This window comes from Xanthomarina sp., from assembly GCF_035306605.1.
GTDB lineage: Bacteria > Bacteroidota > Bacteroidia > Flavobacteriales > Flavobacteriaceae > Xanthomarina.
Map to the genome: position 1 here is coordinate 1 of NZ_DATGNR010000019.1, position 14461 is coordinate 14461.

Here is a 14461-nt window from a genome sequence, read left to right on the forward strand (position 1 = left end):
TTAGTCTCTCTTATCTTCTCTTGGTTTTCTATCGTCGCGTCTGTTGTTATCACGTCCACGATTGTTATCACGAGATCCTCTATTGTTGTCTCTACTGTTGTTATCTCTTGGAGGTCTTTCTACAAAACCTTCAGGTTTAGGCAAGATGGCTTTTCTAGATACTTTTTCTTTTCTAGTTTTTGGATCAACTCCAAAATACTTCACATCAAAAACATCTCCCATATTAACTACGTCAGATACATTTTCTGTGCGTTCCCATGCTAATTCACTAACGTGTAATAACACTTCGTTTCCTGGTGCATCTGTATATTCTACTACGGCACCAAAATCTAGCATTTTAATAACTTTTACTTCGTAAACGCTACCTACTTGTGGTTTGAATAGTAAAGAGTCTATTTTTGCTAATACAGCATTAATGCCTTCTTGTCCAACTCCTAAAATTTCAACAATACCTTCTTCTGTAATAGGATCTTCATTAATTACAATAGTTGTTTTTGTTGCTTTTTGCAATTCTTGAATTACTTTTCCACCAGGTCCAATAAGCGCACCAATAAATTCATTAGGAATTCTTCTGGTAATCATTTTTGGTGAGTGTGGTTTCACGTCAGCATTAGGTGTAGCAATTGTTTCAGTGATTTTATCTAAAATATGTAAACGACCATTACGGGCTTGTTTTAAGGCATTAACAAGAATTTCGTATGACAATCCTTTTACTTTAATGTCCATTTGACAAGCTGTGATACCATCTGCAGTACCAGTTACTTTAAAGTCCATGTCTCCTAAGTGATCTTCATCACCTAAAATATCAGAAAGTACGGCATATTTACCAGATTTAGTATCAGAAATTAATCCCATTGCAATTCCAGAAACAGGTTTTATTAACTGAACACCAGCATCCATCAACGCCATAGTACCAGCGCAAACAGTTGCCATTGAAGAAGAACCGTTAGATTCTAAAATTTCAGAAACAACTCTTATTGTGTAAGGGCTATCGTCTGGAACCATTCCTTTTAATGCACGTTGTGCTAGGTTACCGTGTCCTATCTCACGACGAGATGTACCACGGATTGGTCTTGCCTCACCTGTTGAGAATGGTGGGAAGTTATAATGTAAATAGAAACGCTCTTCACCTTCGTAAGATGGCATATCTATTTGGTTTGCTTCTCTTGATGTACCTAAAGTAACTGTTGCTAATGCTTGAGTTTCTCCACGTGTAAAAATCGCCGAGCCGTGTGTAGATGGTAAATAGTCGATTTCACACCAGATTGGTCTGATTTCGTCAGTTTTTCTTCCATCTAAACGTAGGCCTTCGTTTAAGGTTAAATCGCGAATAGCCTCTTTTTCAGCTTGGTTGTAATATTTAGATATCATTTCACCATATTCTGCTATTTCTTCTTCGCTGAAAGTGGCTTTTACTTCTTCTTTAATTGCTTCAAATGCAGCGCTTCTTTCATGTTTAGCCGATCCAGCTTTTGCTATTGCATACACTTTGTCGTATGCCATATCGTGGATTTTCTTAGCTAAATCTTCATCTTCTCTTTCTGGTTCATATTCACGCACTGTTTTCTTTCCAAAAGCTTCCGCAAGTCTAACTTGAGCAGCACATTGTACTTTAATAGCTTCGTGAGCAAACTTAATGGCTTCTGCCATTTCTTCTTCAGAAATTTCATCCATTTCACCTTCAACCATCATTACAGAATCGGCGGAAGCTCCAATCATCATATCGATGTCAGATTCTAATAATTGTGCACGTGTTGGATTGATAATAAATTCGCCGTTAACACGACCAACTCTAGCTTCAGAGATAGGACATTCAAACGGGAAATCGGATAACTGAATAGCAGCTGAGGCAGCTAAACCAGCCATTGCGTCTGGCATCACATCGTCGTCATGAGACATTAACTGAATCATTACTTGAGTTTCAGCGTGGTAATCTTTTGGGAATAATGGACGTAAAACACGATCCACTAAACGCATGGTTAAAACCTCACCATCACTTGGTCTTGCTTCTCTTTTGAAGAAACCACCTGGATAACGTCCAGATGCAGCAAATTTTTCGCGATAATCTACCGTTAATGGTAAAAAATCAACATCACTTTGTTTGTAGTTGGAAACAACTGTACATAACAACATACATTTTCCAGATTGTACTACAACCGAACCATGAGCCTGTTTGGCTAATTTTCCGGTTTCGATGGTAATTTCTCTACCATCGCCAAGGTCTATAACCTCTTTAAAAACTTTTGGAATCATAATTTATTTAATTCTAATTAAACATTGGTAGTTGTGTTGTAGTAGTAGTTGTGACCAATGAAAAACTATGAATAGCTTCTTATTTTTCGAATTTTATACTCTTGCGAATGAGTTAGTTTAAAACAAAAAAAGAGGCGCGAAGCCTCTTAGATTGTGATTATTTTCTTAATCCTAATTCTTTAACAATAGCACGGTATCTTAATACATCTTTCTTTATTAAGTAGTCAAGTAAAGCACGACGCTTACCTACTAACTTTACTAACGAACGCTCTGTGTTAAAATCTTTACGATTGTTTTTTAAGTGTCCACTTAAGTGGTTAATTCTGTGCGTGAATAACGCAATTTGACCTTCTGCCGTACCAGTATCGTTTTTTCCTTTACCGTGTTTTGCGAAAATCTCTTCTTTTACTTCTTTAGTTAAATACATTCTAATATTATTGTAAATGATTGTTATGTATATGAAAGCGTATCTTTCAAGCTGCAAATATACTACTTTTTCATTAATTGTAATCTTTTGTAAATAGAATATTTGAGTTTTGAGTGTAAATTGTAGGTTTTCAGTCTGTTATGTAGGTTGTTTTTAAGTGTGAATGAGGATGAAAATACGAGGTTTTACCCTCAATTAATCAGTTAGTATTTCAAAATAAAAAGCGACCTTTAAATAATTAAAAGATCGCTTTTTATATTTATTTCTTAAAAAACAACTACTCTCTTAAAGGTTGATTTGTAATTAAATCGATATAAAGATTCACTTTGTTTTTTAGATTCTTTCTGTGGGTGATGAAATCCAAAAACCCATGTTCTAATAAAAACTCAGATGTTTGAAATCCGTCAGGTAAGTCTTGTCCTGTGGTATCTTTTACCACACGAGGTCCTGCAAATCCGATTAGAGCTCCTGGTTCAGCAATATTAATATCGCCTAACATAGCAAAAGAAGCTGTTGTTCCTCCAGTTGTAGGATCGGTACATAATGATATGTATGGAATTCCAGCATCTGCTAATTGCGCTAATTTAACCGATGTTTTAGCTAATTGCATTAAGGATAAAGCTGCTTCCATCATTCTAGCTCCTCCGGATTTAGAGATAATCATGAAAGGGATTTTCTTTTTTAATGAGTAATCGGCAGCACGTGCAATTTTCTCACCTACTACAGATCCCATAGAACCACCAATAAATGAAAAATCCATACAAGCTACGACTAAATCTTTACCTTTTGATTTACCAACTGCTGTGCGAACCGCATCTTTTAATTTGGTTTTTTCCTGAGCTGCTTTTAAACGTTCTGGATATTTTTTAGTATCCTCGAATTTTAATGGGTCTTTAGATTCTAATTTTGTATCTAATTCCTTAAACTTATTATCGTCGAATAAAATTTCGAAATACTCTTTGCTTCCAATTCTTACATGATATCCATCTTCTGGACTTACGTAAAAATTCTGTTCCAATTCTTTAGTGTCTACTATCTTACCAGTAGGCGATTTATACCACAATCCTTTAGGAGTATCCTTTTTTTGTTCGGTGGTAGTATGAATACCTTTTTCTTTTCTTTTAAACCAAGACATAATGATTCACGATTTTAGGTTTATGATTTTCGATTTATAAATCTTAAAAATCATAAACACTATTATTAGTTTAGAGCGGCAAAATTAAACGATTAATTTGAATTGAGCCTTTTCACTTTTATATATTTTATAAAGTATTTACGTTGTTCAAATCTTCAAAAGCCTTTTTTAATCGTTTTACAAAGGAGTCTTCCCCTTTTCGTAACCAAACTCTTGGGTCGTAATATTTCTTGTTTGGAACATCGTCGCCATCAGGATTTCCTATTTGAGATTGTAAATACGCTTCTTTTTCTTTCATATAATCACGAACACCAGACGTAAATGCATATTGCATGTCTGTATCGATATTCATTTTGATAACCCCGTAGCTAATTGCTTCACGAATTTCTTCTACCGATGATCCAGAGCCACCATGAAATACGAAATCGATGTGATTATGTCCGACTCCAAATTTCTTAGATACAAATTCTTGTGAGTTTTTTAGAATTTTTGGTGTTAGTTTTACGTTTCCAGGTTTGTAAACACCATGCACATTTCCAAATGCTGCTGCAATGGTAAATTGGTTGCTTATTTTGCTTAATTCTTCATAAGCATAAGCTACCTCTGCTGGTTGTGTGTAAAGTTTCGAGTCGTCAACATCTGTATTGTCAACTCCATCTTCTTCACCACCTGTTATACCTAATTCTATTTCTAAGGTCATACCCATTTTACTCATTCTAGAAAGGTATTTTTTACATATTTCTATGTTTTCTTCAATAGGTTCTTCACTTAAATCAATCATGTGAGAACTATATAAAGGTTTACCGGTTTCTTTAAAGTGTTGTTCGCTTGCATCTAATAATCCGTCTATCCAAGGTAGAAGTTTTTTTGCGCAGTGGTCTGTATGTAAAATAACTGGAACTCCATAGGCTTCTGCTAATAAGTGAACGTGTTTTGCTCCGGCAATACTTCCTACAATGGCAGCTTGTTGATTTTCGTTACTTAAACCTTTTCCGGCATTGAAAACGCCTCCACCATTGGAGAATTGAATAATCACTGGTGCATTTAAATCTCTGGCAGTTTCTAAAACTCCGTTGATGCTGTTTGATCCAACTACGTTTACAGCTGGCAGGGCGAAGCCTTTTTCTTTAGCCAGTTTAAAAATATTCTGAACCTCTTGTCCTGTTGCAACTCCAGGTTTAATGTTATGAGCCATGATTGTTAAATTAAAATGTTAGAAATACAAAAATAAGAAAATTTAATAGCTTAGAATGGGTAATTGATACCTATGTTATAAACAGCCTTAGAAAAGTTGTATTCATTGAACCATCTATTCTTTTCTGGATAGGAAGGATCGTAGGTTTTAAACCCAATGTCAAAACGGAAAACTGCAAAGCCAAAATCGTATCTAAGTCCAAAACCAGAGCCCACAGCTATGTTTTTTAACGAAGAGAAATTGGTGAATGCTGCATCCGGATCTGTAATGTCATCTAAAACATTCCAAATGTTACCCGTATCTATAAAGAATGCACCATTAAATTTTCCAAAAATATTAAAACGGTGTTCTATATTGAAAGCAAGTTTTAAGTTAGCTTCGTTAAACTCGTCGTTGCTGTCTAAGCTACCTGGTCCAAGACTGTAGGCTGTCCAAGCACGATTATCGTTAGTACCTCCAGCAAAGAAACTTTTAGAAAAAGGAATGTTGGTCGAGTTTCCGTAAGGAATTGCTATACCGGCAAAAGTTCTGATAGCTAAAACATTTTTCTTGCCTAAATCCCAATGTTTTATATAGTCAAGCTCTGTTTTTACGTATTGTGAATAGGCTACATTAAAAAGTTCGTATTGACCTGAATCGTTTTTGGTGAAACCAGCAATATTTGAAATGGCTGAAAATAAATTCCCTGCTAATTCTAGTTTAACTCTAAAAATAGAAAAGGTTTCATCGTATAAGTTTTCCCTATTATCTCTAGTAAAATTAAAGTTGGTTGCAAAAATAAGGTTGTTTTCAGATAGTCTTGTTTTTCTTTCGTTAATGGAATGTACATCGTTGTATCTTGGATCTCCTGGTTGTAGAGTTGTGTTACCAGAAAGGACATCGTTGATAAACGTATTAGTTTGTTGTGGATACGCTAGGTCTTCCCCATTGTTATATCCAATTTCTTGAGAAATGTCGTTTAATTCGCTGTATGAGTTTTGGTAAATTCCGAAGTAATTGTCTGGATTTAAGTTTCTAACATATTGAACATTGAACAAGTCCAATCTGTTTGTAATTAAGTTAGAAGCAAACCATTTGTAATTAAACACTCCGGAAACTGTTTGTTTGTCTAGCCCTACATTAGTTTGGCTTGAGGTTGCTAGTGAAATCCTCGTGCTTGGGAACATGGTTTTTGGGATGATTCGTTCCGTGTTAAAAGGGAAAAACAGTCTTGGGATGGTTAGTTTTAAATCGACTCCAATTTCGTTGATATCAAAAAACGGATCACTTTCATCACCACCATCCTTGGAGGCTCCAATAGAACCAAATGCTGAAAGCTCTAAAGTTTCTGCTCCTCTAAATACATTTCGCATTAAAAGACTTGGGTTGAATGAAAGCCCAATAGATTGAATGTTACTTTGGGATACTTCAGCACTAAAATTCAATCCAAACTTTTTATAAGGTGTTAATAAAATATTGGCAGTTAATGTGGTGTCTGCGTTTTCTATATACTCAATACTTGGATGCTTAAAGGTCTGTAAATTATTTATATGTCGGTATGTGTTTGTTCTGTCTTTATCTCTAAAAACCTCGCCAGGAGTGATGAAAACAGCATCTGTTATGGCTTTAGCTTTGAATCGCATTTTTCCATAACTAAACAAATTAAAATTTTTAAATAAAGTTGAATCCTTAAAAGTTAAGTCCTTGTTTTCATAAGTGTAATCTGTAAAAACATTAACTTCTTTTATTTTGTAAATGTTGAATGGCTCTTTGTATGAAGAGTCTTGAGTTCGTACCGATCTATTTAAAATTTGAAGTTCTACATTTACCTTATTATTGGTGTCAATTGTATCCATTTCAAAGTATACATAATCCTGACTAAAATGGTAGACTCCCGAGTTTCTTAAGTTTCTGGTAATTCGTTCTTTTTCGTTACTAAAAATGGCTGTTTGATATTGTGTATTCTTTTTTATATACGATTCAGCTTTGGTTGTTTGATAAAGTGAATCTACCACAGGGGTGCTAATTTTAGTAAATAACGAGTCTATAATATAAGGTTGACCTGTTTTTACTCGGTAATTAACTAAGGCTTTTTTATTGTCTAAGGTATCTATTTCCGAAGAGGCGTCTACATTAAACCATCCGTTATTAAAATAGTAAGCTTCTAACTGCTTTTCAGATCTTGATATTTTATCTGGATTGACAATAACGGGAGCTTCTCCAGTTTTTTTTAACCAATTATTAAATCCAATTCTATTTTCAACATATTTATCTAGTTGCTTTTTTGAGAGAAAACGCTCCAATCTTTTTCTCTTTTTAGGGTTGGAGTCGATATTCGCATTTATAATAGAATCTATATTTGGTCTAGCAGAATTGTATAAGTAAAGTTTTAGTGGAATTCCAGCTATTTTTTTATTGCGCGGCTGGAACAATAAATTATTGATACGCTCGGTATTATTTTTTTTATCATTTATAAAAATGTTGTTTTCTACAAGCAAGTGCTTGTCTTCAGGAACTCTTTTTACCGAATTACAAGAATACAAAAATCCTGTAATTACAATAAATAATACTATTTTTGAGAATTGCAGTTTCAAATACAAATAAAATTAACAAATAATAAACGAGTCGCTGTTTTTTTGAGTAATAAACCGATTACTTTAATTAAACTCAAAAATACATTATTTCCATTGAAAAATATATTTAAATAAGTTTGAATGTTATCTAAGAACCAAATAAAATCCATTACCAGTTTAAAACAGAAAAAATACCGAATTCAAGAAGGGGTGTTTGTGGCTGAAGGTGTAAAAACGATCAAGGAATTAATAGCTTCTCATTTTAAATTAAAACAGTTATATACTGTAGAATCTTTCAAAATTGATACAAAGCTTGAAACGCTTATTTCTGAAAACGAATTAAAGAAAATTAGTTTTTTAAGTACCCCAAATACAGCTTTGGCGGTTTTTTATATTCCTGAAGTTAAGTCGATAGATACTAAAAAGTTAATTGTTGCCTTAGATAATGTTCGTGATCCTGGAAATTTGGGAACTATTATTAGGTTATGTGATTGGTTTGGGGTTACCGATTTGATTTGTAATTTGGAAACAGTGGATTGTTTTAATCCTAAAGTTGTTCAAGCTACTATGGGGTCTATAACAAGAGTGAATATTTCTTATTTAGATTTGGCTGAGTTTTTGGGTCAGTCCGATTTGGAAGTATTTGGTGCTTTTATGGAAGGTGAAAATATTTACAAAAAAGATTTGCCAAGCAAGGGTGTTTTGGTTTTAGGAAACGAAGCCAAAGGTGTTTCTGAAGAGATAGAAAAGCTAATTACTACAAAAATATCTATTCCAAGATTTGGAGAATTGCAAGCTACTGAAAGTTTAAATGTAGCTACCGCTACAGCTATTTTATTGAGCGAATTTAGAAGAGGGTAGCTATTGCTTGATTCCTTTTAGCAAAAATATTTGCAGATATTGAAAATTATTGAAAGGTGAAGTTGATGAATACTCCACGTGTTTTCATTGATTCTACGTTGCCAGTCCACGGACTATTTGGGTCGGCATCTCTAACTAATTCATCGTTAATAGCAAAAACTCCACGGATGGATGGAGTGAATTTAAAATAATACAGATAAAAATCAATTCCGAAACCTAATTCATAGAAATACATGTTTTTCTTGGTTCTGAATTTACCTGCACTATTGTCATCTGGGTTGTCTTGGTTGCTAGATAGGTTTAAAGCAGTGGATAAGCCTCCAACAATAAAGGGTTTGAAATTATTTATTCGCTTTGTGGAAAACTTTAGCAATAAAGGAACATGGATATAAGTAGATTTTACTTCTCGTTCTAAGTCGGAAGAGGTAAAGGTCATTCCGTTAAAATAGCTTTCAGGATACTCCAAAATTCTGGTGGTAATAAAAAGTCCTGGCTCTAATCTTAGGTCAAGAAAATCATTAATACGCATGTTTCCAATTAAACCTACGTTAAATCCAGTTGATTTTTTTGTTTGGATATCTGGCTTGTCCATTTTGTAATCAAAATTAAAGTCATAACTATTAAAGCCAATAAAATAACCATAGCTTAAAAAGTTTTTATCCACATTTTCATCGTTTAATACTTTTTCTCTAGTAAACAATTGTGCTTGAGCCGATTGAAACAGAAATAGAAATGAAAATATAAAAAGGATGTTTTTCATCTGATTTTAATTTTGTGGTTTACTAAAAATAAAGGACCAAAAGTGTTCTTCTACCTGTAGCTAATTATATAATGATTTAATATTATAAATTCCTGCTTAGGATGAAAACCCATTATACAGATTATATATTATTGTTTTGATGATGTATAAATTGTTGCAACCCCAAAAGTTTGTGGTTTGCTTTCCACATTTATAAACCCGATTTTTCGTAAAATATTGTTTAACTTTTCACCATAAGGAAAAACTGATGCAGAATCACTTAAATATCTGTAAGCGCTTCGGTCTTTAGAAAACAATTTTCCAATAATTGGTAAAATATTTTTAGAGTATAGATTATATCCTTGTTTAAAAGGGGTTTTGGTTGGTACGGAGGTTTCTAAAATCACAAAAACCCCACCAGGTTTTAACACACGATGTATTTCTGCAAGCCCCTTTTCTAAAGTTTCAAAATTTCGTATTCCAAAGCCTACTGTTATGGCATCGAAACGATTGTCTTCAAATGGTAAGTTCTCAGAATCTCCTACAATCATTTCAATTCTATCTTGTAGGTTTTTTTTAAGCACTTTTTGTTTTCCAACCTCTAACATGCCTTGGCTTATATCTAAGCCAATTATCTTTTCTGCTTTAGTTTCGGCTAAATTTATGGCTAGGTCTCCAGTTCCTGTGGCAATATCTAAAATGGTGTTTGGTTGAGTTTTGGCTACCAAAGCAACCACTTTTTTACGCCATTTAATATCTATTCCAAAAGATATTACTCTGTTTAATCCGTCGTATTCCTTGGAAATGGCATCGAACATTTTAGTTACTTGTTCCTTTTTTCCTAGATCACTGTCTTTATATGGTTTAACTTTTGTCAATGTGAAAATATTTTGCACAAACCTACATATTTATTTTAATTTAAAATACATGATTAGGCTCAATTTCCATCCTGATGGGCACTATTTAACGTAATTTTAGAATATGTCGTTTAGGGGAGTTTGATTCCTGTTTTATTTGATTTAGAGGCTTCAAATCAAATAATTAAATTCAAAAATTTCTTTTCTTAAACCTATTTTACAGTATATTTGTTCTACTTTTTTATAAAATCATACATGAAAATAATTATTGCTGGAGCTGGTGAAGTAGGATTTCATTTAGCAAAATTATTGTCTTACGAGTCCCAAGAAATAACCTTAATAGACACCAATAAAGAGAGTCTAACCTATGCTGATAATCATCTAGATATTAAAGTAATTAAAGGCGATTCAACCTCTATAGCAATTTTAAAAGAGGCGAGAATTGCCGAAAGCGATTTATTGATTGCTGTAACATCTTCTGAAACCACCAATATTACCATTTGTGTTTTAGCTAAGCAATTAGGCGCGAATAGGACTATTGCTAGAATTTCCAATACGGAGTTTATTTCTCATAAAGATGAAATTGGGTTTGATAAATTGGGTATAGACGAACTAATTTCTCCAGAATCTTTAGCAGCTTCAGAAATAGAATTATTGCTTAATCAATCTGCTTTTAATGATAGTTACGAGTTTGATGATGGTGCTTTAACTATGGTGTCTTTAAGTTTATCTAGAACAGCGCTTTTTGTAGGTAAATCGGTTAAAGAAGCGGCTAAAATTTATCCAGAAATTAGATTTGTTCCTATTGCTATTCAGCGTTTTGGTACTCAATATACTATAATACCTCGAGGAGATACTCAGTTTAAAGAAGGTGATAATGTAGTTTTTATAACTTCCAAAGGTGGAGGGCAGGAACTTTGTGAACTTACCGGAAAAATCAATACAGAAATCAGGAACATTATGATTCTTGGTGGAAGTAAAATTGGATATAAAACGGCAAGAGATTTATGTAAGCAATACCTCAATGTGAAACTAATAGAGAAAGACAAAGAGCGATCTTTTGATTTAGCCGATGAGTTGGCCAATGTTTTGGTTATTAATGGAGACGGTAGAAATGTGGATCTTTTAGATGAGGAGGGTTTGACGGATATGGATGCGTTTATTGCTGTTACAGGGAATTCTGAAACTAATATTATGTCTTGTTTGGTGGCAAAATCCAAAGGTGTTCGAAAAACTATTGCGTTAGTTGAAAACATGGATTATTTTGAACTTTCACATTCAATAGGAATTGATACTTTAATTAACAAAAAGCTGCTAGCAGCAAACACTATTTTTAGGTATATTAGAAAAGGTGAGGTAATAGCTATGACTAAGCTAAACAATATGAATGCTGAATTATTAGAGTTTAATGTTAATCCAACTTCTAAAATTTGCAATCGATTAATAAAAGATGTTAGCTTTCCAAGATCAGCCATTATAGGTGGAGTAATAAGGAATGGCCATGGGTATACTGCTTTAGGCGATTTTAGAATTGGAGTAAATGATAAGGTAGTAGTTTGCTGTTTACCAAGATCAATTAAACAAGTTGAAAAACTATTCCTATAACATACTGTCCGTGAAACTTAACTATAAAATTATTTTCCATTTTTTAGGCCTCCTTTTATTATTTAATGGAGCTTTTATGTTGTTGTCTGCTTTAGTTAGTTTTATTTATGTAGATGGGGTTACACTAGGTTTGTTGTTATCTGGCGTAGTAACGATAGTAGTTGGACTATTAGTTATGTTGTTTACAAAGGATCATTCTAAGGAAATGAATAAACGAGAAGGCTATATAGTAGTGGCTTTTGGATGGATTATTATGGCTTTATCTGGCACGATTCCATATATGTTAACAGGAAGTATTACAAGTTTTACAAGTGCTTTTTTTGAAACCATGTCTGGTTATACGACCACAGGTGCAACCATTTTAAACGACATTGAAGCCATGCCTAAAGGCGTGTTGTTTTGGCGTAGTTTAACACATTGGATTGGTGGGATGGGAATTATAGTTTTAGCCGTTGCCATATTGCCGTTACTTGGCATAGGGGGAATGCAGCTTTTTGCAGCTGAAGCTCCAGGACCGAGTGCCGATAAGCTACATCCTAGAATTACAGATACGGCTAAGCGTTTATGGTTGATTTATTTTGGATATACAGCCGCTGAAACTATCTTATTAAAAGTAGCGGGGATGTCCTTTTTTGATGCTATAAATCATTCGTTGTGTACTTTGTCTACTGGAGGATTTTCTACAAAAAATGCCAGTATAGCTCATTGGAATGGACAACCAATTATTCAGTATATTATTATTGCTTTTATGTTTTTGGCGGGATCCAATTTTGTATTGAGTTATTTTGCTTTTAAAGGTAAGGTTCAAAAGGTTTTTAAGGATGAAGAATTTAAATTATACTTTAAGTTTATTGCAGCATTTACCATCATTGCAGCATTGATTATATATTTTAAAGTAGACCCTTCCACATCATCTATTGATCACCCGATGGTGTGGGGTAAAGCCGAAAGTGCATTTAGGCATTCCTTGTTTCAGGTTATATCTGTAATTACTACTACTGGTTTTATTTCTGCGGATTACACCATGTGGACCCCCTTTTTATTATTATTCTTTTTTGGCTTACTGTTTTTAGGAGGCTCGGCGGGAAGCACTTCGGGAGGTATTAAGATAGTAAGACATTTATTACTTATTAAAAACGGGTTTATTGAGTTTAAAAGAGCTTTACATCCAAATGCTGTTTTACCGGTGCGCTATAATGGCAAGGCCGTAACCGAAAGTATAATATATAATATTCAAGCGTTTTTTATTCTATATATGTTGTCTTTTATAGTAGGAGCCTTAGGGTTTTCAATTATGGGTATCGACTTTATGTCTTCAATAGGTTTGTCGGCATCTAGTTTGGGAAATGTGGGTCCTGCTATTGGTAATTTTGGACCTGTAAATAATTTTGCTGCCTTACCAGATTTAGGAAAATGGTGGGCATCATTTTTAATGTTGATAGGACGATTGGAGTTATTTACTGTCCTTATTCTATTAACGCCTTTTTTCTGGCGAAATCGCTAGCTTTTTTTAAATTATTTTTTTACTAAATAAGATGATTAATTTAAATAAAAACACCTTCCGGAAATATAGATTCTGGAAGGTGTTTTAATGTATTTTAATTTGAAGAAGTATTTTAACTTACGGCTTCTTTAATACGTTTAATAGCTTCAATAATTTGTTCTTGACTTGCAGCATAGCTTAAACGGATGCAATCAGGATTTCCAAAAGCTTCACCTGTAACCGTAGCCACTAGAGCTTCTTCTAAAAGAAATAAAGAAAAGTCTGTTGCGTTATTGATGGTTTTTCCTTTTAATGTTTTTCCGAAGAAATAAGAAATATTAGGAAATACATAGAAAGCACCTTCTGGTGTGTTTGTTTTAAATCCTTCAATTTCTGATAGTAAATTCAATACCAAATCTCTTCTAACTTTAAACTCGTCAATCATGAATTGAACACGTTTAGGCGATTCGTTTAAAGCGGTTATAGTTGCACGCTGTGCAATACAGTTTGCACCACTAGTAATTTGTCCTTGCATTTTATTACAAGCACGTGCAATTACTTCTGGAGCTCCAATATATCCAATTCTCCAACCTGTCATAGCAAAGGCTTTTGAAACGCCATTAACTGTAACTGTTCTGTCATACATGTCTTCAAATTGAGCCATACTTGCATGTCCGTTTTCTGTAAAGTTGATATGCTCGTATATCTCATCTGAAACCACGATTATATTTGGGTACTTTTGAAGGACATCGGCTAAAGCGCGTAATTCTTCAGTACTATATAAAGAGCCGCTTGGGTTGCATGGAGAGCTGTACCAAATCATTTTGGTTTTTGGTGTAATAGCAGCTTCCAATTGTTCAGGTGTCATTTTAAAATCGTTGTCAATAGATGTTTTTACTTCTACCGGAACCCCTTCAAATAACTCAACAATGTCTGCATAGCTTACCCAATATGGACAAGGTATAATAACTTCGTCTCCCTTGTTGATTAATACTGATGCAACGTTTGCCAATGATTGTTTGGCACCTGTAGAAACTACAATTTGAGGTAAAGTATATGTTAAGTTGTTATCGCGCTTAAATTTGGTTATAATCGCTTCTTTCAGCTCAACATAACCATCTACAGGAGAATAGCTATTGTAATTATCGTTTATTGCTTGAATAGCTGCTTCTTTAATATAATCTGGTGTGTTGAAATCTGGTTCGCCGAGGCTTAAGCCAATGATGTCTTTTCCTTGTGCTTTAAGTTCTCTAGTTTTTGCTGCCATTGCTAAAGTGGCAGATGTTGACATGTTTAAAACTCTATCTGAAAGTAAGCTCATTTTAAATTATTGTTATGTAGTGCGAAAAATGAA

Annotated in this window: 11 protein-coding genes; 3 read left to right on the forward strand and 8 right to left on the reverse strand. The window is 33.8% G+C overall.

Going from position 1 to position 14461, the window contains the following annotated elements; all coding sequences use genetic code 11:
- The 5 genes from VKY41_RS02440 to tamL form a co-directional block, all read right to left on the reverse strand.
- A complete protein-coding gene (locus VKY41_RS02440) occupies positions 1–2253 on the reverse strand; it encodes a polyribonucleotide nucleotidyltransferase (protein ID WP_500812846.1) in 2253 nt (750 codons plus the stop codon).
- 157 nt (positions 2254–2410) lie between these two features.
- The gene (gene rpsO / locus VKY41_RS02445) at positions 2411–2680 is read right to left on the reverse strand and encodes a 30S ribosomal protein S15 (protein WP_500812847.1); all 270 of its coding nucleotides are present in this window, start codon (positions 2678–2680) and stop codon (positions 2411–2413) included.
- A gap of 277 nt (positions 2681–2957) precedes the next feature.
- Positions 2958–3815 (reverse strand): acetyl-CoA carboxylase, carboxyltransferase subunit beta, encoded by an 858-nt coding sequence (accD, locus tag VKY41_RS02450; RefSeq protein ID WP_500812848.1) that lies wholly within the window; start codon positions 3813–3815, stop codon positions 2958–2960.
- 127 nt (positions 3816–3942) lie between these two features.
- A complete protein-coding gene (gene fbaA / locus VKY41_RS02455) occupies positions 3943–5010 on the reverse strand; it encodes a class II fructose-bisphosphate aldolase (RefSeq protein ID WP_500812849.1) in 1068 nt (355 codons plus the stop codon).
- A gap of 50 nt (positions 5011–5060) precedes the next feature.
- A complete protein-coding gene (tamL, locus tag VKY41_RS02460) occupies positions 5061–7583 on the reverse strand; it encodes a translocation and assembly module lipoprotein TamL (protein ID WP_500812850.1) in 2523 nt (840 codons plus the stop codon).
- A 120-nt stretch (positions 7584–7703) separates the two neighbouring features.
- Between tamL and VKY41_RS02465 the strand changes: the two genes are divergently transcribed.
- Complete coding sequence (locus tag VKY41_RS02465) at positions 7704–8423, forward strand: TrmH family RNA methyltransferase (protein ID WP_500812851.1); 720 nt, start codon at positions 7704–7706, stop codon at positions 8421–8423.
- Positions 8424–8469: 46 nt separating this feature from the next.
- On the opposite strand, the gene porT is transcribed toward VKY41_RS02465, so the two are convergent.
- Both porT and ubiE read right to left on the reverse strand, forming a co-directional pair.
- Positions 8470–9183 carry a type IX secretion/gliding motility protein PorT/SprT gene (gene porT, locus VKY41_RS02470; protein WP_500812852.1) on the reverse strand — a complete coding sequence of 238 codons (714 nt, stop codon included), beginning with the start codon at positions 9181–9183 and terminating at the stop codon, positions 8470–8472.
- Positions 9184–9311: 128 nt separating this feature from the next.
- Positions 9312–10040, reverse strand: a complete 729-nt coding sequence (gene ubiE / locus VKY41_RS02475; protein WP_500812853.1) for a bifunctional demethylmenaquinone methyltransferase/2-methoxy-6-polyprenyl-1,4-benzoquinol methylase UbiE — start codon at positions 10038–10040, stop codon at positions 9312–9314.
- Between the two features lie 234 nt (positions 10041–10274).
- On the opposite strand from ubiE, the gene trkA reads away from it, so the two are divergent.
- Both trkA and VKY41_RS02485 read left to right on the forward strand, forming a co-directional pair.
- Positions 10275–11624, forward strand: a complete 1350-nt coding sequence (trkA, locus tag VKY41_RS02480) for a Trk system potassium transporter TrkA (RefSeq protein ID WP_500812854.1) — start codon at positions 10275–10277, stop codon at positions 11622–11624.
- Between the two features lie 10 nt (positions 11625–11634).
- Positions 11635–13128, forward strand: a complete 1494-nt coding sequence (locus tag VKY41_RS02485; protein ID WP_500812855.1) for a TrkH family potassium uptake protein — start codon at positions 11635–11637, stop codon at positions 13126–13128.
- Between the two features lie 112 nt (positions 13129–13240).
- Here the strand turns inward: VKY41_RS02485 and VKY41_RS02490 are convergent, their stop codons facing one another.
- Positions 13241–14428 carry a pyridoxal phosphate-dependent aminotransferase gene (locus tag VKY41_RS02490; RefSeq protein WP_500812856.1) on the reverse strand — a complete coding sequence of 396 codons (1188 nt, stop codon included), beginning with the start codon at positions 14426–14428 and terminating at the stop codon, positions 13241–13243.
- Between the last annotated feature and the right edge of the window lie 33 nt (positions 14429–14461).

What these genes read in the sequence shown, in the direction of transcription:
- VKY41_RS02440 (WP_500812846.1), bottom strand. Translation starts at nt 2,253, where the DNA reads ATGATTCCAAAAGTTTTTAAAGAGGTTATAGACCTTGGCGATGGTAGA.
- rpsO (WP_500812847.1), bottom strand. Translation starts at nt 2,680, where the DNA reads ATGTATTTAACTAAAGAAGTAAAAGAAGAGATTTTCGCAAAACACGGT.
- accD (WP_500812848.1), bottom strand. Translation starts at nt 3,815, where the DNA reads ATGTCTTGGTTTAAAAGAAAAGAAAAAGGTATTCATACTACCACCGAA.
- fbaA (WP_500812849.1), bottom strand. Translation starts at nt 5,010, where the DNA reads ATGGCTCATAACATTAAACCTGGAGTTGCAACAGGACAAGAGGTTCAG.
- VKY41_RS02465 (WP_500812851.1), top strand. Translation starts at nt 7,704, where the DNA reads ATGTTATCTAAGAACCAAATAAAATCCATTACCAGTTTAAAACAGAAA.
- porT (WP_500812852.1), bottom strand. Translation starts at nt 9,183, where the DNA reads ATGAAAAACATCCTTTTTATATTTTCATTTCTATTTCTGTTTCAATCG.
- trkA (WP_500812854.1), top strand. Translation starts at nt 10,275, where the DNA reads ATGAAAATAATTATTGCTGGAGCTGGTGAAGTAGGATTTCATTTAGCA.
- VKY41_RS02490 (WP_500812856.1), bottom strand. Translation starts at nt 14,428, where the DNA reads ATGAGCTTACTTTCAGATAGAGTTTTAAACATGTCAACATCTGCCACT.